16 protein-coding genes are annotated in these 19264 nt (G+C 67.1%); 6 read left to right on the forward strand and 10 right to left on the reverse strand.

Annotation, left to right across the window (positions count from 1 at the left end; genetic code table 11):
• Window positions 1-9: 9 nt before the first annotated feature.
• Both leuS and RS83_RS13485 read left to right on the forward strand, forming a co-directional pair.
• Window positions 10-2586, forward strand: a complete 2577-nt coding sequence (gene leuS, locus RS83_RS13480; protein WP_045280046.1) for a leucine--tRNA ligase — start codon at window positions 10-12, stop codon at window positions 2584-2586.
• A 170-nt stretch (window positions 2587-2756) separates the two neighbouring features.
• Window positions 2757-3389, forward strand: a complete 633-nt coding sequence (locus RS83_RS13485; RefSeq protein ID WP_045280047.1) for a ComEA family DNA-binding protein — start codon at window positions 2757-2759, stop codon at window positions 3387-3389.
• Window positions 3390-3403: 14 nt separating this feature from the next.
• Here RS83_RS13485 and RS83_RS13490 read toward each other — a convergent pair whose 3' ends face one another.
• Window positions 3404-3997 carry a hypothetical protein gene (locus RS83_RS13490; protein ID WP_045280831.1) on the reverse strand — a complete coding sequence of 198 codons (594 nt, stop codon included), beginning with the start codon at window positions 3995-3997 and terminating at the stop codon, window positions 3404-3406.
• A 204-nt stretch (window positions 3998-4201) separates the two neighbouring features.
• Between RS83_RS13490 and RS83_RS13495 the strand changes: the two genes are divergently transcribed.
• On the forward strand, window positions 4202-4657 hold the full coding sequence (locus tag RS83_RS13495) for a hypothetical protein (RefSeq protein WP_045280048.1): 456 nt from the start codon (window positions 4202-4204) through the stop codon (window positions 4655-4657).
• A gap of 41 nt (window positions 4658-4698) precedes the next feature.
• Here the strand turns inward: RS83_RS13495 and RS83_RS13500 are convergent, their stop codons facing one another.
• The 3 genes from RS83_RS13500 to RS83_RS18845 all read right to left on the reverse strand — a co-directional run bounded on the left by RS83_RS13500 (window position 4699) and on the right by RS83_RS18845 (window position 6998).
• On the reverse strand, window positions 4699-5505 hold the full coding sequence (locus RS83_RS13500; RefSeq protein ID WP_045280049.1) for a hypothetical protein: 807 nt from the start codon (window positions 5503-5505) through the stop codon (window positions 4699-4701).
• Between the two features lie 111 nt (window positions 5506-5616).
• Window positions 5617-5928: a hypothetical protein gene (locus RS83_RS13505; protein ID WP_045280050.1), complete on the reverse strand. Its 312-nt coding sequence runs from the start codon at window positions 5926-5928 to the stop codon at window positions 5617-5619.
• A 674-nt stretch (window positions 5929-6602) separates the two neighbouring features.
• Window positions 6603-6998, reverse strand: a complete 396-nt coding sequence (locus tag RS83_RS18845) for a hypothetical protein (RefSeq protein ID WP_156153218.1) — start codon at window positions 6996-6998, stop codon at window positions 6603-6605.
• Between the two features lie 413 nt (window positions 6999-7411).
• Here RS83_RS18845 and RS83_RS13510 point away from each other — a divergent pair, with 413 nt between their 5' ends.
• Both RS83_RS13510 and holA read left to right on the forward strand, forming a co-directional pair.
• Window positions 7412-9745 (forward strand): ComEC/Rec2 family competence protein, encoded by a 2334-nt coding sequence (locus RS83_RS13510; protein WP_045280051.1) that lies wholly within the window; start codon window positions 7412-7414, stop codon window positions 9743-9745.
• A gap of 9 nt (window positions 9746-9754) precedes the next feature.
• Entirely contained in the window at window positions 9755-10801 is a 1047-nt protein-coding gene (holA, locus tag RS83_RS13515) for a DNA polymerase III subunit delta (protein WP_045280052.1), read from the forward strand.
• A gap of 89 nt (window positions 10802-10890) precedes the next feature.
• Here holA and rpsT read toward each other — a convergent pair whose 3' ends face one another.
• Window positions 10891-11151: a 30S ribosomal protein S20 gene (gene rpsT / locus RS83_RS13520; protein WP_045280053.1), complete on the reverse strand. Its 261-nt coding sequence runs from the start codon at window positions 11149-11151 to the stop codon at window positions 10891-10893.
• Window positions 11152-11407: 256 nt separating this feature from the next.
• On the opposite strand from rpsT, the gene RS83_RS13525 reads away from it, so the two are divergent.
• A complete protein-coding gene (locus tag RS83_RS13525) occupies window positions 11408-12703 on the forward strand; it encodes an MFS transporter (protein WP_231587786.1) in 1296 nt (431 codons plus the stop codon).
• On the opposite strand, the gene RS83_RS13530 is transcribed toward RS83_RS13525, so the two are convergent.
• The 5 genes from RS83_RS13530 to RS83_RS13550 form a co-directional block, all read right to left on the reverse strand.
• Window positions 12650-13414 (reverse strand): alpha/beta fold hydrolase, encoded by a 765-nt coding sequence (locus RS83_RS13530; protein WP_045280054.1) that lies wholly within the window; start codon window positions 13412-13414, stop codon window positions 12650-12652. The genes RS83_RS13525 and RS83_RS13530 overlap by 54 nt on opposite strands.
• 68 nt (window positions 13415-13482) lie before the next feature.
• Window positions 13483-15195, reverse strand: a complete 1713-nt coding sequence (locus tag RS83_RS13535) for an ABC transporter family substrate-binding protein (protein WP_045280055.1) — start codon at window positions 15193-15195, stop codon at window positions 13483-13485.
• Window positions 15196-15313: 118 nt separating this feature from the next.
• Entirely contained in the window at window positions 15314-17257 is a 1944-nt protein-coding gene (locus tag RS83_RS13540) for an ABC transporter ATP-binding protein (RefSeq protein ID WP_045280056.1), read from the reverse strand.
• Complete coding sequence (locus RS83_RS13545; RefSeq protein WP_045280057.1) at window positions 17254-18183, reverse strand: ABC transporter permease; 930 nt, start codon at window positions 18181-18183, stop codon at window positions 17254-17256. The genes RS83_RS13540 and RS83_RS13545 overlap by 4 nt, the downstream gene beginning before the upstream one ends.
• Window position 18184: 1 nt before the next feature.
• Window positions 18185-19168, reverse strand: coding sequence for an ABC transporter permease (locus RS83_RS13550; RefSeq protein WP_045280058.1), 984 nt, complete (start codon window positions 19166-19168; stop codon window positions 18185-18187).
• Between the last annotated feature and the right edge of the window lie 96 nt (window positions 19169-19264).

The following is a 19264-nucleotide window of genomic DNA, read 5'->3' on the forward strand; positions in this document are numbered from 1 at the left end:
GTGTGTTCGTTGTCTGAGAACCTGTCCACAGCTCCTGCCGAGGACGAGTCGTCGTCGGCGCATGCCATCCAGGCCAAATGGCAGAAGTACTGGGCAGAGAACGAGACCTTCCTCACGGGCGGCGATGACGACACTCGCCCTCGTCGTTACGTCCTCGCGATGTTCCCGTATCCCTCCGGTGACCTGCACATGGGGCACGCCGAGAACTACCTGTACTCCGACATCGTGGCGCGTTTCTGGCGTCACCGCGGGCACAACGTCCTGAACCCGATCGGGTGGGACTCGTTCGGGCTGCCCGCCGAGAACGCGGCGATCCGTCAGGGTGCCGACCCGCGCGAGTGGACGTACCAGAACATCGCGCAGCAGAAGAAGGCGTTCCAGTCGTACGGCGTCTCGTTCGACTGGTCGCGAGTGCTGCACACGTCGGACCCCGAGTACTACCGCTGGAACCAGTGGCTCTTCCTGAAGCTGCACGAGCGCGGTCTCGCGTACCGCAAGAAGAGCGCGGTGAACTGGTGCCCGAATGACCAGACGGTGCTCGCGAACGAGCAGGTCGTCGACGGCCGCTGCGATCGCTGCGGCGCCGAGGTCGTGAAGAAGAAGCTCACGCAGTGGTACTTCAAGATCACCGACTACGCCGACCGTCTGCTCGACGACCTGAACCAGCTCGAGGGGTTCTGGCCGCACAAGGTGCTGCAGATGCAGCGCAACTGGATCGGCCGCTCCATCGGCGCTGACGTCGACTTCCGCATCGAGGGGCGAGAGGAGCCGGTCACCGTCTTCTCGACGCGCCCCGACACGCTGCACGGCGCCACGTTCTTCGTCGTCGCCCCCGACTCCGACCTGGCCGCAGAGCTCGCAGCGGATGCTCCTGAGGACGTGCGTCAGCGCTTCCAGGAGTACCTGGCGAAGGTGCAGAAGGAGACCGACATCGATCGGCAGTCCACGGACCGCCCGAAGACCGGCATCTTCCTCGAGCGCTACGCGATCAACCCGGTCAACGGCGAGAAGCTGCCCGTCTGGGCGGCCGACTACGTGCTGGCCGACTACGGCCACGGCGCCGTCATGGCCGTGCCGGCGCACGACCAGCGCGACCTCGACTTCGCCCGTGCGTTCGACCTCCCCGTGAAGGTCGTCGTCGACACCACCGCCCCGATCACCGGAGCGATGCAGGTCATCGAGGTCGATGACGACGGCGTGCCGATCGATCCGGATGCCGCGCTCGACGAGCAGAACCCGGCGTCCACCGGTGTCGCGCTCACCGGTGAGGGCCGGATGATCAACTCCGGACCGCTCAACGGTCTCTCGAAGCGCAACGCCATCGCACGTGCGATCGAGCAGCTGGTCGCTGCCGGCACCGGCCGCGCAGCCAAGAACTACCGCCTGCGTGACTGGCTCATCTCGCGCCAGCGTTTCTGGGGCACGCCCATCCCGATGCTGCACGCCGAGGACGGGCGGATCATCCCGGTGCCAGAGGACCAGCTGCCGGTGAAGCTGCCCAGCGTCGAGGGACTCGACCTGAAGCCGAAGGGCGCGTCGCCGCTCGGCGCAGCAGAGAGCTGGGTGCAGACCATCGACCCGGTCTCCGGTGACCCTGTCCTGCGCGACCCCGACACCATGGACACGTTCGTCGACAGCTCCTGGTACTTCCTGCGCTTCCTCTCGCCGAACAGTGACACCGTGGCCTTCGAGCCTGCACAGGCAGACCGCTGGGCGCCGGTGGACTCGTACATCGGCGGCGTCGAGCACGCGATCCTGCACCTGCTGTACGCGCGCTTCATCACCAAGGTGCTGTTCGACATGGGGCTGATCGATTTCACCGAGCCCTTCTCGAACCTGATCAACCAGGGCATGGTGCTCCTCGACGGCGCGAAGATGTCGAAGAGCAAGGGCAACCTGGTGCTGTTCGAGGAAGAGCTCGACGCCTACGGTGCTGACGCGCTCCGGGTCGCTCTGGCGTTCGCCGGTCCGGTTGAGGACGACAAGGACTGGGCCGACGTCTCGACGACCGGCGCGCAGAAGTTCCTGGCACGCGCCCTGCGCATCGCCGGTGAGGTCTCGAGTGCGGTGGACGTCGTCTTCGACGGCGGGGATGCCGCGCTGCGTCGCGCCACGCACAAGCTGCTGTCCGAGGCGCCTGCGCTCGTCGAGCAGACGAAGTTCAACGTGCTCGTCGCGCGCCTGATGGAGCTCGTCAACATCACGCGCAAGACGATCGACGGCCAGGCCGGTGCGGCCGACCCCGCGGTCCGGGAAGCCGCCGAGACGATCGCCGTGATGCTCGACCTGATCGCCCCGCACACCGCGGAGGAGATGTGGGAGATCCTCGGTCACGAGCCCTCCGTCGGTCTCGTCACCTGGCGCTCGGCGAACCCGGCACTGCTCGTCGAGGACTCGGTCACCGCCGTCGTCCAGATCGGTGGCAAGGTGCGGGCGCAGCTCGAGGTGCCGGCGCGTATCGGCGAGGCCGAGCTGGAAGCCCTGGCCCGCGCAGACGATCGTGTGATCCGCGCGCTCGGCGACAAGGAGATCGTCAAGGTCATCGTGCGCGCACCGAAGATCGTGAGCTTCGTCGTCAAGGGCTGAGCAGACGTTCCGGAGGCGGTCGGTCAGGGTGTTCGCACTCGGGCCGGCCGCTTCGTCGTCGTCCGGGCAGTGCGAGCACTGACCCTGCACGAGGACCGCGAGAGATCCGTTGTGCACTGTCGTTGATGCGCTGGTCGGATGCCGCGGCCGGGGCGACCTAGCGTGGCGGGATGTCTTCGTCCGAGCCGAGTCCCTCCGCGGTCGCGCCGCCTCCGCCGGTCGTCGTACCGCCACGTTCACGGCGACTGTCGTTGAGCGTCGGCGCGGCCGTGGTGCTGGCACTGGTGGTGCTCTCGGGCGCGGTCGGACTCGGGATCCTCCGGGGTCAGGCGGCGCCCGTCGAGTCCGTGTCCGTCGATGGGACGGCTGCGTCTCCCGTGCCCTCGGGTGAGCTGTACGTGCATGTGCTCGGCGCGGTCGAGCATCCCGGGCTGTACGTGCTCGACCTGGACGCGCGGTTGGTCGATGCCCTGGCTGCGGCGGGCGGAACGACGGATGACGCAGACCTGGCTTCCGTGAACCTCGCTCGCCTGCTGACCGACGGTGAGCAGATCGTCGTGCCGGTGACGGGTACGGCCGGGACCGTCCCCGGTGCGGCGGCGCCAAGTGACGACCGCATCGACCTGAACACGGCTGACCAGGCCGCGCTCGAGACGCTTCCACGCATCGGACCGGCGATCGCCGAGCGGATCATCGCGTGGCGCGAGGAGAACGGTCGGTTCCAGTCCGTCGACGATCTGCTCGCGGTTCCCGGGATCGGCGAGAAGCTCTTGGAAGGGATCAGAGACGGGGCGAGAGTATGAGCGGCCTCCTCGCCTCAGGCCGAATCGAGTGCTCGCTCGTATGCGGGGATGTCTGCTCGCGTCTCGGCCGTGACCAGCAACCCATCGGATGTGAGGCGTCGGGTGTACTCGCCCCGACAGGGAATCGTGACGATCTTCGCGATCCCGCCGCGCCACGCGCGCGTGAGCGCGGTCACGGCTCGACGCTCAGGGCTGTGCTCCAGCACGTCGCGCCGGGTCGACATGTGCGCGTCGATCATCGCCTGGTCCCAGTCCGTGTACGACGGGTCATCGAAGGCGTCGCGGCCCATCTCGTCGCCCCAGTTCGGTCCGAACATCTGCCGGAGCAACGCCTCACGCTCGGGCGAACCGTCGAGCGTGCCCTGCAGCTGCTCGAACAGCGCAGGGTCGTACTCGCGGCACGCGTGACTTGCTGCGCCCTGCCAGAGCCGGGTCCACGCCGCCTCCCACGTGCGTCGAGTCGCTGGATCGAGCGTCGTCGCAGCCGGAGCCGGGGTGCGCTCCAGCATTGGAGGCAGGTCGTCACCGACTGGGACGAGCGAATACGCCTCACGGATCCAGAGGAGCTCGAAGAGCGTCATCGGACGGTCGTCGACCGTGATCCTCATGTCGCGAGGCCATGGATCGCCAGGAATCGGATGCGCGGACTGCATCCGTCCAGTTCATCGGATTCTGCGGGGATTCGGAAGGGGGCATAAGCGGGGCGTGATCACTCCGGCCGGGTTCCATGGTGCTGTCGCGACCTCATACAATCGCGGTGAGGGCGAGGCGCCGGGAGTGGGTTCCCGCACCGGTGCGAGGGAGGGGTCGGAATGTTCGGTTCGAAGAAGAAGCAGAAGGTCAGTCTCAACGATCTGGTGTCGCAGCTCAGGCCCGACCTGAGTCGGGAGTCGCTCGGAGTCGGGCCCGAATTCCCCGGAGTCGCGCCGAACCCGCTGCTCAGTGGTGCCGCCCGAAGGCGGGCTGCGGAGCTGCGTGCCGGGGTGCTCGCTCTGGGCGTGCTCGTCGACTGGCGTGAGGTCAGCAACGACGGCAGCCCACGCGTGGTCCTGATGCTCGACGTCGAGACCGCCGATGGCGTCTCATTCCGCGGCATTGCAGATGAAGACCTCACGATCACCGAACTCGTCCGACTCGCCGCAGGGCAGACGCTGCCCGTGCGCTACCGGCCGGCGGTGATGGACCACTACGTCGCTCTTGCCAAGGATGCGGATCCCGCAGAGGTGCAGCGGCTCGCCGACGAGATCGCGAACCGCACGCAGAGCTGACCGCAGCTCGTACCGAGCCGCCCCGGACCTGCCCGGTGCGTTCAGGTCTTGTCGAGGAAGACCCCGATGCGGTCGCCGTTCAGCACGAACTGCAACGCGGTGCCTTCCGGGTATCGGGCGCGCAGGGAGTCCGGGGAGTCCGCGTCGATCGGCACCTCGACGGTCGCCGGGAATGCTCCGACGCTGCAGTCCGAGAAGATCTGTCCTTCGAAGCTCCATGACGACGAGTCGAACTCCTCCAACGGCGGCACCTGGTCGCTGTTCACGACGGCGAAGCACCGCTCTTCCCCGTCGAAGGCGCCGACGTTCGGGGCGTAGTCGCTCTCGAAGAGCGTCAGCCCATAGAACTCGAACACCGCGGCATCCGCAGCCGCTCCGAACCACTGGGGCGGCACCTCGAGTCCAGGGTCGGGCTCCAACGTGGCGACCTGCGCCGCGCCCGCCGAGACCGGAACGGGCAGGATCCAGGTCGAGGCAGCGGTGATTCCCGCGGCCAGCGCCGAGGCCGCGACGATCGCGCAGACCCAGAGTCCTGTCCGCCGGTGCGAGGACCGATCGGCCGGCGCGGACGAATCATCTCCGGTGCCAGCGGGGGATGACGGCAGCAAGCCGAGGTCGCTGAGCGTCTGATCGCGCTCCGGATCGGTCTCCGTCGCCTGGTCCTCTTCCGCACGCAGCACCGAAGGCGATGGCTCGGTCGTCGGGGTGTGGACCGCTGGTGCCCGTCGGTTGCGCGCCTCCAGCTCCTGCAGACGGCGGACCGCTTCCGGATCCTGCTGGATGTCCGCTGCCGGACCGTATGCGCGGGCTCGGAGTCTGCGGAGTTCTTCGTCGGTCGCGGCATCCATCCTTGGAATCGTCTCACGACGGGTGCGTGGACCGCTGCACCTGCACCATCCTGACCCCGAGTCCCACCGGAACCAGGGGAGTCGCGGCCGCCGCCTTCGGAGGCGGCGAAGCTACCGTGCGCTGAGGACGAATGCCAGGACCGTTCCCAGTACAGTCCCGAGGAACAATGCGACCGCCGTCCATCCGACGATCCGACGTCGGTCGTGCTCGCGCTTGGACGCGCGGAGCCCGGCTCCGACGCCACCGGCGAGTGCCGCCGCGATCGAGATACCCGCGACCAGCGCCTGGATGCCGTAGTCCGGCGTCGGTGGCGCCGGACTCACCAGCGGGACGTCGAAGCGGTAGGCCATGAGGAGGGCGAGGCTGGCGACCGAGACGGCGGTCATCGCTGCGATCAGGAACCAGGCTGTCGAGGTGCGCATCACTTCATCATGTCGGCCGGAGCGATCATTCGGCCAGCACGCGGAGGATCGAGATGAGGGCGACCAGCAGGCTTGGTCTGCACGTCGGCGACTGGAGCTGAGTTCTCCGAGTGGCCGTCACCTCGATGCTGTCGCGTCGCGCGTGGCTTCTAGCGTGGCCGGATGCCGTTGCCGCAGAGACCGAGCGCCCCCGCTGCCTTCGTGATGGCGCGCGAATGAAGCGTCAGGATGTGCGACTGCTTCCGCTGGCTGTCGGGGTGTGGGGTGCCGCGTCGGTGTGCGTGTTCTGCCCGGCGGGAGGGCGGTGGGTCGCAGGGGGCTGTGCGCTCTGCATGGGAGTGGTGCTCGCTCGTGCCGGCATGCGTCGGCGGCGGAACGGAACGCTGCTGGCAGTCGCTACGGCGGGGCGTACGGGTGCTACGACAACCTCTCGCTGACGACGAACACCAACGGAACCCCAGCTGCCGGTAACGGCGATAGCGGCGGGCCGGTGTACATGGCCTCAGGCTCGAACGCCTACGCTGCAGGGTTCATTAGCGGGATTCAGAACGGCACCACCACGTGCACCGGTGATCCCGGAAGCGGTACCAGGAACTGCAGCTACAAAGTGATCTACGCGCCAATAATCGACATGTTCAACGCGGGATACGGCATCAGCGTCATCCCATAACCACTCAGTCAGCCGCGACCTGAACGGTGTATCCGCTCAGGTCGCGGCCGGCGTCGAGCTCGAACGTCCGAGGGACACTATCTGCGGTGCAGGCACCTTGCGAATTTGGGACGCTCGTCGTGAGCGAAACAAGCTGGTGCCCGTCATCGATCTCATCGATGACGGGCACCGAGGGGCAGGATCCTGAGCCGGTAGTCGTGACAATCAGCAGATCACCATCAGACCAGGCGCGGATGTCCGACCCATCTGTTCTGTCCACGGTCAGGGGCTGTCCAGCTGCTGTTGGTTCTCCGGCGTATCCCGGCGATTCAGCGACGGCGCAGCCAGATGCAGAGACGGCCAAGGTGGCGATGACGAGGGCGGCAATTGTTGCCCGTCTGAGTAGTCTTCCGCTGTCCATGTCTGCATCCTCGCATCGGTTCGACGTGTTTCGTCAAGGATAGGACCCGCGCGTACGTCGGCACTTGCCGTCAGACGCGGGCGTCGAAAATCTGGAAGTCGAGGCCGTCCTCGTGCCGCCAGTGGGTTGCGATGCCGAGGGAGCGCTTCTTCAGCTCGTCTCGAAACGCATGGACGTCGTCCTTCGAGAACAGCCACGCGCGCTCCGAGGAGCCACATGGCCGGCGCCGTGGGCACGGTGTCTCCCTCTACATCAGTTCTCGAATCACTCGACTGACGTGAAGCTCGCCGACTCGGTCTCCACAATGCCGACGTGCACGGTGGGTGTCTCGTGGTGCGGTACTTGCGCATGATCGGCACTTTCGCCGCGCCCTAGCGTTGTCGGATGCTGAAGATCCCTCCGCCCGTTCGCGCATGAGACGTCGGGACTTCCGCCTGCTGCCGTTGGCGGCCGGTGTCTGGGCTGCGGCGCTGCTGTGCGTGTTCGTGCCTGCTGTGGCGGGGTGGGTGGCCGCGGGATGCGCGGTTGGCGCCTGCGTCGTGATCTGGCTTGCTCGGGTTCGCGGCCGGTCGCGCGCCGCGATGATGACCGGTGGGCTGGCCGTGGTGCTGTTCGCGGCCATGGCAGCCGCCGCGATCACCGTGACCCTGTCGATTCAGGCTCGTGAGCAGGCGGCGGCGTCGGCGGGGCGCGTGGTGGAGGTGACCGCCACTGTCACGTCGTCGGCAGCGGTCGGGCAGGACGGGCGGCTGTGGTTCGAGGCGCAGACGAGCAGCATCGGGCTCCGGAGCGAGGGGCGTCCGGTCTCGGTGCCGGTGCGAATCGGGGTGGACCCTGCCGATGGCTTCGACCTCGGTGCTGGGTTGCGGGTGGTCGGCGAGGCGGCGGTGACGGATGCGGGGGAGCGCTCTGCCCTCGTGATCTTCGCGACTAAGGCGGAGGTGATCCATCCGGCGGACGGTGTGTTCGGTGTGGCGGCGGACGCGCGGCGGGCGTTCATCGAGCGGTCGACGCGACTGCCCGAGCCTGGTGCCGGCCTGCTGCCCGGGCTCGCGGTCGGTGATACCCGTGCCGTTTCCGAGGAACTGAACGACGACATGCGCACGACGGGCCTCAGCCATCTGACCGCCGTCAGCGGTGCGAACTGTGCGATCGTGGTCGGCGCGATGTTCTGGCTGACCTCGCTGTGCGGCGGCGGCCGAGCGGTGCGGGTCATCGTGGCAGCGACGTCGCTCGCCGGCTTCGTCGTGCTCGTGACGCCGGAGCCGAGCGTGATCAGGGCTGCCGTGGTGGCGGGGGTCGCGATGCTCACGATCCTGCTCGGCCGCCCGCGAGCAGGCGCGGCGATGCTCGCCCTCTGCGTGGTCGGCATCCTCGTCGTCGATCCGTGGCTGGCCGCCACTCCAGGATTCGCGCTGTCGGTCGCCGCATCGGCGGCACTGATCCTCCTCGCCCCGCCGTTGACGCGTGGAATGCGGCGATGGATGCCGGCGCCGATCGCCCTCGCCATCGCGGTTCCGCTCGCAGCGCAGCTCGCGTGCGGTCCGATCATCGCGCTGTTCGCCGAACAGCAGTCGCTCATCGGCGTCGCCGCGAATCTCCTGGCCGCACCGGCGGCGCCGATCGCGACGGTGATCGGGTTGCTCGCCTGCCTGACCGCGCCGATCCCGCCCGTCGCCGATCTGCTCGCGGCATCGGCTTGGCTTCCCGCCGCGTGGATCGCCACGACCGCGACGACGGCCGCCGACCTTCCGATCGCTCAGATCCTGCTGCCTGCGGGAATCGGCAGCGCTCTGCTCGTCCTGGGGGTGAGCACCGCGCTGGCGTTGGTCATCCTGCGACCCCGGGTGGAAGACGCGACGTCGGAGCGCCCCCTGATGTGGAACCTCCGCCGCGCCGCCGCAGCCGCGCTCATCATCGTCCTGGCTCTCGGTGGGGCCCGTGCGCTGCTCGACGGGCCCCTCGCAACGGCGAGCACACCCGAAGGATGGTCGATCGCTGCATGCGACGTCGGACAGGGCGATGCGCTGGTGGTGCGATCCGAGGGGGTCGTCGCGCTGATCGACACAGGACCGGAGCCCGAACCGTTGGCGAGGTGCCTCCGCTCGCTCGGTGTCGAGCGCATCGACCTGCTCGTACTCACCCACTTCGATCTCGATCACATCGGGGGCGTGGCGGCGGTTCAGGGAAAGGTCGGTGTCCTGCTCCACGGACCTCCTGACGGTCCGGACGATCAACGCGTCCTCGACGCGCTGTCCGAAGGGGGTGCGTCATCGACCGACGCCGAGACAGGGATGCGGGGCAAGCTCGGTGCGAGCAGTTGGCGGGTTCTGTGGCCGCAGCGAGCATCCGTCGCCTTCCCGAAAGGAAACGATGCGAGCGTGGTGGTGGAGTTCAGCGGGGGAGACGTGCCGAGATCGCTGTTCCTCGGTGATCTCTCGGCAGCGCCGCAGCGGATGCTGATGCGCACCGCCCGGCTGTCCGGCGGGTATGCCGTGGTCAAAGTCGCCCATCACGGGAGCGCCGATCAGGACCCGGGGTTGTATCAGGCGCTCCGCCCGATGATCGCGCTGTTCAGCGTCGGCGCCGACAACGACTACGGCCATCCGCGCGACGAGACGCTCGACCTTCTCGGCGCGACCGGCGCACACGCCTTCCGAACGGACCGGCAGGGGCGGATCCTGATCCGACTGGACGACGGGGAGCTGCGGGTGTGGACCGAGGCGAGCGTCGGACGCCCCCGGTAGTCTTGGAGCATGGCAGCTCCGCGTTCCTCCTCCCGTGGCGGAGCCAAGCCCACCAAGGTCCCGCAGGTGTCCTGGCGTGAACCCCGTCCTGCGCCGATCGTGCTGGTGTCCGGCCCGGAGGAGATCTGCGCCGAGCGAGCGATCGCCGGTGTGCGCGACTATCTGCGCGCCGAGGATCCAGCCCTCGAGGTCACCGACGTGCGAGCCGACGACTATGCGCCTGGCACGCTCCTGGCACTCACCTCGCCGTCGCTGTTCGGCGAACCGCGTCTCGTGCGGGTCTCGGGTGTGGAGCGCTGTTCCGACGCCTTCATCCAAGAGGCCGTCTCCTACCTCGACCACCCGCAGGACGGAGCGACCGTCGTGCTGCGGCACACCGGAGCGAGCGTACGGGGCAAGAAGCTGCTCGATGCGATCCGGGCAGGAACCGGTGGCGGCATCGAGATCGCCTGCCCCGCGATCAAGCGAGACGGCGACCGCGTCGACTTCGCAGCGGGGGAGTTCCGTACGGCGAAGAAACGCATCGCCCCGCCGGCGCTCCGTGCACTCGTCTCGGCCTTCGCCGACGACCTGACCGAGCTCGCAGCTGCCTGCCAGCAGCTCATCGGCGACGTCGAAGGAGACATCTCCGAAGAGGTCGTGACGAAGTACTACGGAGGACGCGTCGAGGTGTCAGCGTTCGTCGTCGCCGACACCGCGATCGCCGGGCGCTATGGTGAGGCACTGATCGCGCTGCGCCACGCACTGGCCTCCGGCGCAGATCCCGTGCCGATGGTGGCGGCTTTCGCCATGAAGCTGCGCACCATGGCGCGCGTCGCGGGTAACCGGGAGCCCAGCAGGCAGCTCGCCCAGCGTCTCGGTATGAAAGATTGGCAGGTCGACCGGGCCCGCCGCGATCTCGCCGGGTGGAACGAGCGATCGCTCGGCATGGCGGTGCAGGCGACGGCACGGGCGGATGCCGAGGTCAAGGGCGCAGCCCGAGACCCGATCTTCGCGCTCGAGCGCATGGTGACGGTCATCGCGACCAGGCAGGCATTCGGCGAAGAGCGCGCCTGACCCACGTCCGTTCGGGCTCACCCCAGAACGCAGCGCACACGAAGAAGGCCCGCTCCGAAACGGAACGGGCCTTTCTCAGCTGGTGCGTCTCAGAGAGAAGCGACGTGCTTGGCGAGAGCCGACTTGCGGTTCGACGCCTGGTTCTTGTGCAGGACACCCTTGCTGACGGCCTTGTCGAGCTTGACGGACGCCTTCTTGAAGCTGGCCTCTGCAGCCTTCTTGTCGCCGGCGGTGACGGCCGTGCGGGTGGAGCGGATGAGGGTCTTGAGCTCGCTCTTGACGGCCTTGTTGCGCTCGTTCGCCTTGATGTTGGTCTTGTTGCGCTTGATCTGCGACTTGATGTTTGCCACGTGTGGACGCTTTCTGTACAGGAGTGATTCGGAAATGCCGGCAGCAGAAGAGGGCTGCTGCTCAGCGATCGTGAGGGAAGAACCCACACGCAAGCCAAGAAACAACTCTACCAGCAGTCGGTCGGTTCCCGCGAAACGGCGGTGGAGCGCGGCGTCTGCATCCGCGAATCCCGGAAACTCGGTCGCGCTGACGATGGCACCGGGTGCAGAATCAGGTCTATCCGACATCGACGTCAAGGAGCGACATGAGCCCTGATTGCCCTTGGTCCCGGACGCCTGCGGGCATCCGTCGCCCTTCGAGCGCCCGCGTCGTGTCGATCGCGACGTCCCGGTGACCGCCCCGACCAGGGTCGGCGCCAGGTGGATGTCGATCTTCACCCTCGCCTGGCTCGCGATCTGGACCGTGCAGCTCACACCGGTGCAACTGCTGCTCCCGTTGCAGCTCGACACCCCGGAGGACGACTGGATCCGCGGTGTCGTGTCGTCGGGCATCGTGCTCGGCATCGGGGGCCTCGCCGGTGTCATCGCCGGACCCGCTGCCGGCGCACTCTCCGACCGTGCAGCCGCGGGAACGCACCGACGACGGCCGTGGGCGCTGGGCGGTGTCTGGTTCACCGCTCTGTGTCTGGTGCTCTCGGGCTTCGCCACCGGACCGTTTGCCGTCGGCCTCGGCTGGGTGGGGGTGTCGATCGGTGTGGCAGTGTCATCCGCCGCATTCACAGCCCTCATCGCCGATCAGCTCCCCTCGACGCAGCGTGGTGCGGCATCCGCTGCCGTCGGATCGAGCCAGGCCGTCGGCATCGTCCTCGGCGTCGGACTCGTCGTGCTGCTCGGGCTCGACATCGTGACCGGCTACCTGTTGCTCGCCGGCATCATCCTGGTGATCGGCACCGGATCCGCCCTGCTGCTGCCTGATCCGACGGGAACCGCGGCGATGCGTCCGCCGAGGGTCAAACGCCGCAGACTCGCCTCGCTGCGGGATCGAGACTTCGCCTGGATGCTGTCCGGGCGTCTGGTCACGAACATCGGCAACGCCCTCGGAACCGCGCTGTTCCTCTTCTTCCTGCTGCACGGTCTCGGCCAGCCGAGTGCCACCGCCCAGGACAACCTGCTGCTGCTGATCGTCGTCTACACCCTGTTCGTGGTGATCGCCTCGGTGCTCAGCGGGATCATCTCCGACCGCACCGGCAACCGGCGGGGCCTCGCCATCGCGGCCACGCTCGTGCAGGCGGCCTCCGGCGTCGCGATCGCGGTCGTGCCGACCTTCGAGATGACGATGGTCGCCGCCGCGCTCATGGGCGTCGGCTACGGCGCCTTCTCCACCGTCGGGCTCGCATTCGCGGCAGATCTGCTCCCCGATGCGCAGGACCACGCACGCGACCTCGGCATCGTCACCGTGACGGCGGCGCTCGGGCAGCTCATCGGTCCGGTGCTGGGAGCGCTCCTGGTCGCGCTGGTCGGCGGGTTCTGGCTCGTCTTCGTCGCCGCGGCGGTGCTGTCAGTGCTCGGCGGCGTGCTCACCGCGTGCGCGCGGCAACCCGCCCGCCTCTGATTCGAGCGTCGCGATGCCCAAGCGGATCGCGGCGTTGAAGATGCGCGGCCGCATGACGGTGACGAGATGCGTCGTCCGCGGCACGATGACGAGCTCCGCGTGCGGCGCGAGGCGCTGGAACAGCCGCTCGTTCACGCGCAGCTGGTCGTACTGGCCGTTCACGAACCAGAGCGGAACGCTGATCCGTCGCAGCGCCGCCGGGATGTTCAGCTCGGCCAGACTCGCCAGCGCCCGATCCTGTACCTCGAGGGCGTAGCCGCCGGCACCGAAGTCGGCCCTGGTCTCGCTGGGGACGGTCGTGGCGAGGATGCCTCTGGTGATCCACATGCCGTCCCCTGGAAGCGACTTCACCGCCCGGAAGAGCATCCGGTAGAGCGTCAACCCTGCACCACGGGGGAGCGAGGTGCAGGCGGCGGCGAGCAGGCCGGCGACCGGTGGTGTCGAGGCGCCGCCCGTATAGGCGATCGACAGCAGTCCGCCCATCGAGTGGCCGACGAGCAGCACCGGGCCGCGTTCGGCGGCGGCCCGCACCGCGTCATCGATCGCCTGCAGCGCTGCATCCAGCGTGAATTCCTCGTGGATTCTCGCGCCGTGCCCTGGCAGGTCGATGGCCGTGCATCCGTATCCGTGCGCTTCCAGGTGCGCGACCTGCGACCGCCACATGGTGGCGGACGTACGGATTCCGTGGACGAGGACGACCTGGACGCTCACTCGCCAAGCATACGAAAGCGGGGCCGGTGGATGAACCACCGACCCCGCTTCCATCGTGCAGGAAGTGCTTACTTCTCCCAGCCCACGTTCTCCACCGGCGAGACGCCGAAGAGGTCGAGGCCCACGTAGGGCTCGGGGGTCAGGTTGGCGAGGCCCTTCTTGGCCGTGAAGATCGAGGGACCGTTGTAGAGCGGGATGACGCCCCAGGTCTCCTTGATGATCTCCGGCTCGAGCTTCATCGTCGCGGCGGTCCAGTCAGCGGCCGTCGTGGTCGACTCGACCTGATCCTTGATCTTCTCGTCGATGTCGGCGTTGCCGGTACCGGAGAGGTTCAGGCTGCTGTCAGAGCAGTAGAGCTGGCAGAAGTACAGCGGTCCGAACGGGTCGGAGTCGGTGAAGCGCAGGGAGAATGCGTCCCAGTTCTTCGTGCTGAAGTCGGTCGAGAAGTCCGCGGGAGCGCGCTTCTCGATCTTCAGGTCGATGCCGATGGCCTTCTCCTGCTGCTGCAGTGCCTTGGCCAGGGCCTCGATCGTCGGGTCGTCGCTGTGCACCGGGTAGACGATCTCGAGCTTCACGCCATCCTTCTCGCGGATGCCGTCGTCGCCCGCGGTCCAGCCGGCGTCCTCGAGCAGCTTCTTGGCGCCGTCGACGTCGAACTTCAGTCCGGCTTCGGAGAACGAGTCCTTGTAGCCGTCCTGGAAGTCGTACATGTTCAGCGATCCCGCAGGAGCTTCCTCGTAGTCGAGGCCGTTCCACGCGATCTGCTTCTGCTGGTCGATGTCGATCGCCATGAAGAACGCCTGACGGACGTCGAGGTCCTTCAGCTGCGGCTTCTCGGCGTCGAGGATCACGATCGTCTTGGCCGTCTGCTGCGAGCGGTAGGTGACGACATCCTTCATGTCGGCGACCTGCGCGAGGCGGTCCTTCGTGTTCGTGCCGACGATGTCGATCTCACCGTTCTTGAAGGCGTTGATCGATGCGGCAGCGTCGAGACCCGTGAAGGTCACCTTCTCGAGCAGCGGCTTGTCGCCCCACCACTTCTCGTTCGGCTCGAACGTGACGGACTGGCCGTTCACGTCGTAGTCGGTGAGCTTGTACGGTCCAGCGCCCCACTCGGGGTGCGCGTTCTCGATGTAGGCGGTGTTGAAGACCTCCGGCGAGTTGACCGCCGGGTTCAGGATGCCGTTGAGGAACGGCATCTTCGGCCAGGCGAACTCACCCTTGAACGTGACGATGACGTCCTTGTCGGTCGCGCCCTTGGTGACGGACTCGATCTCCTTGTAGCCGTCGGTGGAGCTCGTCTCGTACGCCTCGTCCTGGCCGCTGTTGGCCTTCCACGTGGTCTCGAATGCGGTGTAGTCGATCGGCGTGCCGTCGTTCCAGACCGCCTTCTCGTTGACCTTCATCGTGATGACGGTCTTGCCGTCCTTCGTGGAGATGTCCCACTCGTCGAGGTAGGCCGGGTTCGCGGAGACGTCGCCCTCGGGCGTCATCAGGAACACCTGCGGGTTGTACCACTGAGCGAGACGCGTCGTGTCGGCGCTGGCGTTGCCGTTGAACGGGTTCATCTGAGGCGTGACCTCGTTGATGCCGAAGTTGACCACGCCCCCCTCCTTGAGGTTCTCGCGCGGCTGCGGGTTGTAGTCCGCCTGCTTCGTCTCCTGGGGCTTGTTGCCGCCATCGGTGCCGCCGTTGTCGCCGCCCGCTGCACATCCGCTGATCACGAGTGCGAGAGCGCCGCTGAGGGCGATGATGCCCGTCAGCTTCGTGGTGCTTTTCATGGTGCTCCTTTCGCCTTTCGGCGTAGTCATAAAGGGGAGGTTAGTTCGCTTTTGGCCGAAAGGCTCGGGTGTGCGAGTGAATATCGCTTAACCGTTACCGGACGGTGACCGAGGAGCCTCAGGAGACCAGTGGCTGCGTGGTCATCGTCTTGGCATCGAAGACCACCCGCTGGCGCGTGCGCTCGATGTCCGGGTCGGGAACCGGGATCGCCGACAGCAGCGCCTTCGTGTACGGATGCTGCGGATTGTCGAAGACCTCGTCGACGTCGCCGTGCTCGACGAATTCTCCGAGGTACATCACGGCCACGCGGTCGGCGATGTGCCTGACCACTGACAGATCGTGGGCGACGAACAGGTACGACAATCCCAGCTTGACCTTGAGCTCGTCGAGCAGGTTGATCACGCCGGCCTGGATCGACACGTCGAGCGCCGACACGGGCTCGTCGAGCACCACGATCTTCGGGTTCGTCGACAGGGCACGGGCGATGCCGATGCGCTGTCGCTGCCCGCCCGAGAACGCGCTCGGGAAGCGATCGAGGTGCGCGGGGTTGAGCCCGACGAGGTCCATCAACTCCTGCACGCGCACGTAGGCATCGGCGCGCGAGGTCCCGATCGCGGTCATCGGCTCGGCGATGATGTCGGCCACCGTCATCCGGGGGTCGAGCGCTGCCATCGGGTCCTGGAACACGATCTGGATGTCGCGACGGAGCTCGCGCTCCTGACGGCCACTGGTGATGTCGCCGACGCTGGTGCCTGCGATGACGATGTCGCCGTCGGCCTGCTTCTCGAAGTCCATGATCTGCAGCAGGGTCGTCGTCTTGCCCGAGCCCGATTCGCCGACGATGGCCATGGTCTCGCCCTCGCGCACGTCGAAGCTGATGCCCTTGACCGCGTGCACCTCGCCCACCTTGCGCTTGAACACAGCCCCCTTCATGAGGGGGAAGGACTTGGTCATGTTGCGCACTTCAAGCGTGACCGGGCGCTCCTCCCGCGGCGTTCGCGTGAGGTCGCTCTCGGGGATCACCGGGAGCGGGTAGACGGGGAGTCCGCCGATCAGGCCGCCGTCCTCGATCTCGTTCGCTCGGATGCACGCCGCGCTGTGTGCCGCGGTGGTGCCGGTGGACACGGGAAGGAGCTCGGGCTCCTTCGTCAGGCAGGCGTCCATCACGATCGGGCAGCGATCTGCGAACGGGCATGCATCCGGCAAGCCGATCAGCAGTGGCGGATTCCCCTTGATCGGAACCAGCGGCTGCTTCTCGGACTTGTCGACGCGAGGGATCGCGCCCAGCAGACCGATCGAGTACGGCATCCGCGTGCGGTGGAAGAGCTCGCGGGCCTCCGCGTGCTCGACGGGCTTGCCGGCGTACATCACGATGACGTCGTCGGCCGTCCTGGCCACGACGCCCATGTCGTGCGTGATCATGATGACGGCGGCACCGGTCTCACCCTGCGCCTTCTCGATCAGGTCGAGGATCTGCGCCTGGATCGTGACGTCGAGGGCTGTGGTCGGCTCGTCGCAGATGATGAGCTTCGGGTTGTTGGCCATGGCGATCGCGATGACGACGCGCTGCCGCATACCCCCCGAGAACTCGTGCGGGAACGCCTTCATGCGCTTCTCCGGCTCAGGGATGCCGACCAGCGAGAGCAGCTCGACCGAGCGATCCCAGGAGTCCTTCTTGGAGAGGTTGCGGTGGACGGTCAGTGCCTCGATGAGCTGGTCGCCGATCGTGAAGACCGGCGTGAGCGAGGTCAGCGGGTCCTGGAAGACCATGGTCATCCCGTTGCCGCGGATCATCGACATCTGCTTGTCGGTCTTGCCCAGCAGCTCCTGGCCGTCGAAGACGACCGATCCGGTGACCTTCGCGTTGTCGTCGAGCAGCCCCATGATCGCGAGCGAGGTCACGGACTTCCCCGACCCCGATTCACCGACGATGCCGAGGGTCTTGCCCGCCTGCAGGTCGAAGGAGACGCCGCGGACGGCGTCGACGCGACCGGCTTCGGACGGGAAGCTGACGTGGAGGTCGCGGACGGACAGGACGGTGGATGCAGGTGTGGTGCTCATGCGCGGCCTCCAGCCGCTGAAGTGGGATCGAGCGCATCGCGCAGGCCGTCGGCGACGAGCGCCATCGACACGGTGAGCAGGGTGAGTGCAGCAGCGGGGAAGTAGAAGACCCACGGTGCGCTCGTGATGGTGTTCGCGCCGCTGCCGATCAGGGAGCCGAGCGAGACGTCGGGGATCTTCACGCCGAAGCCGATGAACGACAGCCCGGTCTCGGTGAGCACAGCCGCCACGACGCCCAGCGTGAAGTTGATGACGAGGAGCGAGCCGATGTTGGGAAGCAGGTGCCGGAGCACGATCCTCATACCGCGCACACCCATGTAGCGCGCGGCATGCACGTACTCACGCTCGCGCAGGGACAGCGCCATGGTCCAGATCACCCGAGCGGGGAAGAACCAGCCGATGAAGATCAGCGCGAGGGCGATGATGCGCCAGTCACCACCGGCGCTGTTGGACACGAGCGCCAAGATCAGGAAGGTCGGGATCACCATCAGGAAGTGGATGATCAGGAGGGTCGAGCGCTCGAGGAGACCGCCGAAGTAGGCCGCTGCGGTGCCGACGATCGCGGAGATCACGGTGGTGCCGATCGAGACGGTCACCGCGATCATGAGCGAGCGCTGCAGACCGATCGACACCTGGGCGAACAGATCGTTGCCGGCGGGCGTCGTGCCGAACCAGTGCTCGGCTGTCGGCCCGGTGCCGAGGTTCAGGAAGTCGAGGTAGATGTGGTCGTACTTCGCGACCATCGGCCCGATGATCGAGAACAGGATCAGGGCGATGAAGATGAAGACGCCGAAGACCGCAGGGCGGTTGCGCATGAACCGGCGGTAGTAGAGCCCGAACACCGAGGTCCGCTTGCGCTGCGCGACAACGGGGGCGGCAGCGTCTGCCTGCGGGTGGAGCGTGGGGTCGATCATTTCGGTGCTCATGTCAGCTCACTCTCACTCGAGGATCGAGGACCACGACGGCGATGTCCGCCAGGATCGCGCCGATGGCGGTCAGCACGGCACCGAAGGCCGCGATCGCCACGACGCCGTGCACATCGTTCTTGCCGATGGTGTCGACGAAGTACTTGCCCATGCCGTTCCAGCCGAAGATCGTCTCGGTGAGGATGGCTCCGGTGAACACCGTCGGGATCGTGAACGCCAGCTGCGTGGCGACCGGGATCAGCGAGGGGCGCAGCGCGTGCTTGCGGATGGCCTGCTGCTTGGTCAGACCCTTCGCTCGCGCCGTGCGGACGTAGTCCGCCTTGATGTTGTCGAGCAGCAGCGACCGCTGCAGCAGGTGGTAGCTCGCGTATCCGGTGATCACGAGGGCGATCGTCGGCAACGTGATGTGCTGCAGCTTGTCGATGAGGTACGGGAAGAACCCCTCGACTCCCTTGCTGCCCGCCCCGGTGACGTAGAACACGCGCACGCCGACCCAATCGTTGAACGAGATCGCGAGGAGCACGATGCCGAGGGCGGCGACGACGATCGGGATGTTCATCGTGATGATCGATGTCGCCTGGCCGATGCGGTCGCCGAGCTTGTACTGACGTGACGCGGTGTAGACGCCGAGGCCGATGCCGAGCACGGCGCCGAGGATCGTCGCACCGATCACGAGTTCGCCCGAGATCAGGGCGCGATAGGCGATCTGGTCGTTCACCGACTGGCCGACCGGGCTCTGGCCCCAGTCCCACCGGAACAGGATCCCGCTGAACCAGACCCACCAGCGCTCGAGGAGCGGAACGGTGTCGCTGAGGTTGAGCGGCACGAGCATCCTCGTGATCTCATCCGTCGAGAGCGGAGGACGGCGACCGACGTAGTTGCTCCGTGGATCCAGGAACGACCAGGCCAGGAAGTACGTGACGTTGGTCGCGACCACGATCATGAGCAACCAGCCCAGTGAGCGACGCAGCAGGTATTTGATCAAGGTGGGTCGTCTCTCTCTTCATCAGAACCCAGCCCGGGATCGCCGGTGCGAGGCTGAGTCGTACGTGCTTCACGCCGCGAATGTGCTTCGTCGCGC

The sequence above is a fragment of the Microbacterium oxydans genome, from assembly GCF_000956525.1.
Taxonomy (GTDB): domain Bacteria; phylum Actinomycetota; class Actinomycetes; order Actinomycetales; family Microbacteriaceae; genus Microbacterium; species Microbacterium oxydans_A.

Bases quoted from the DNA above. Each gene is read 5' to 3' on its own strand.
- RS83_RS13485 (WP_045280047.1), top strand. From the start codon at position 2,757: ATGTCTTCGTCCGAGCCGAGTCCCTCCGCGGTCGCGCCGCCTCCGCCG.
- RS83_RS13490 (WP_045280831.1), bottom strand. From the start codon at position 3,997: ATGAGGATCACGGTCGACGACCGTCCGATGACGCTCTTCGAGCTCCTC.
- RS83_RS13495 (WP_045280048.1), top strand. From the start codon at position 4,202: ATGTTCGGTTCGAAGAAGAAGCAGAAGGTCAGTCTCAACGATCTGGTG.
- RS83_RS13500 (WP_045280049.1), bottom strand. From the start codon at position 5,505: ATGGATGCCGCGACCGACGAAGAACTCCGCAGACTCCGAGCCCGCGCA.
- RS83_RS13505 (WP_045280050.1), bottom strand. From the start codon at position 5,928: ATGCGCACCTCGACAGCCTGGTTCCTGATCGCAGCGATGACCGCCGTC.
- RS83_RS18845 (WP_156153218.1), bottom strand. From the start codon at position 6,998: ATGGACAGCGGAAGACTACTCAGACGGGCAACAATTGCCGCCCTCGTC.
- RS83_RS13510 (WP_045280051.1), top strand. From the start codon at position 7,412: ATGAGACGTCGGGACTTCCGCCTGCTGCCGTTGGCGGCCGGTGTCTGG.
- holA (WP_045280052.1), top strand. From the start codon at position 9,755: ATGGCAGCTCCGCGTTCCTCCTCCCGTGGCGGAGCCAAGCCCACCAAG.
- RS83_RS13535 (WP_045280055.1), bottom strand. From the start codon at position 15,195: ATGAAAAGCACCACGAAGCTGACGGGCATCATCGCCCTCAGCGGCGCT.
- RS83_RS13540 (WP_045280056.1), bottom strand. From the start codon at position 17,257: ATGAGCACCACACCTGCATCCACCGTCCTGTCCGTCCGCGACCTCCAC.
- RS83_RS13545 (WP_045280057.1), bottom strand. From the start codon at position 18,183: ATGAGCACCGAAATGATCGACCCCACGCTCCACCCGCAGGCAGACGCT.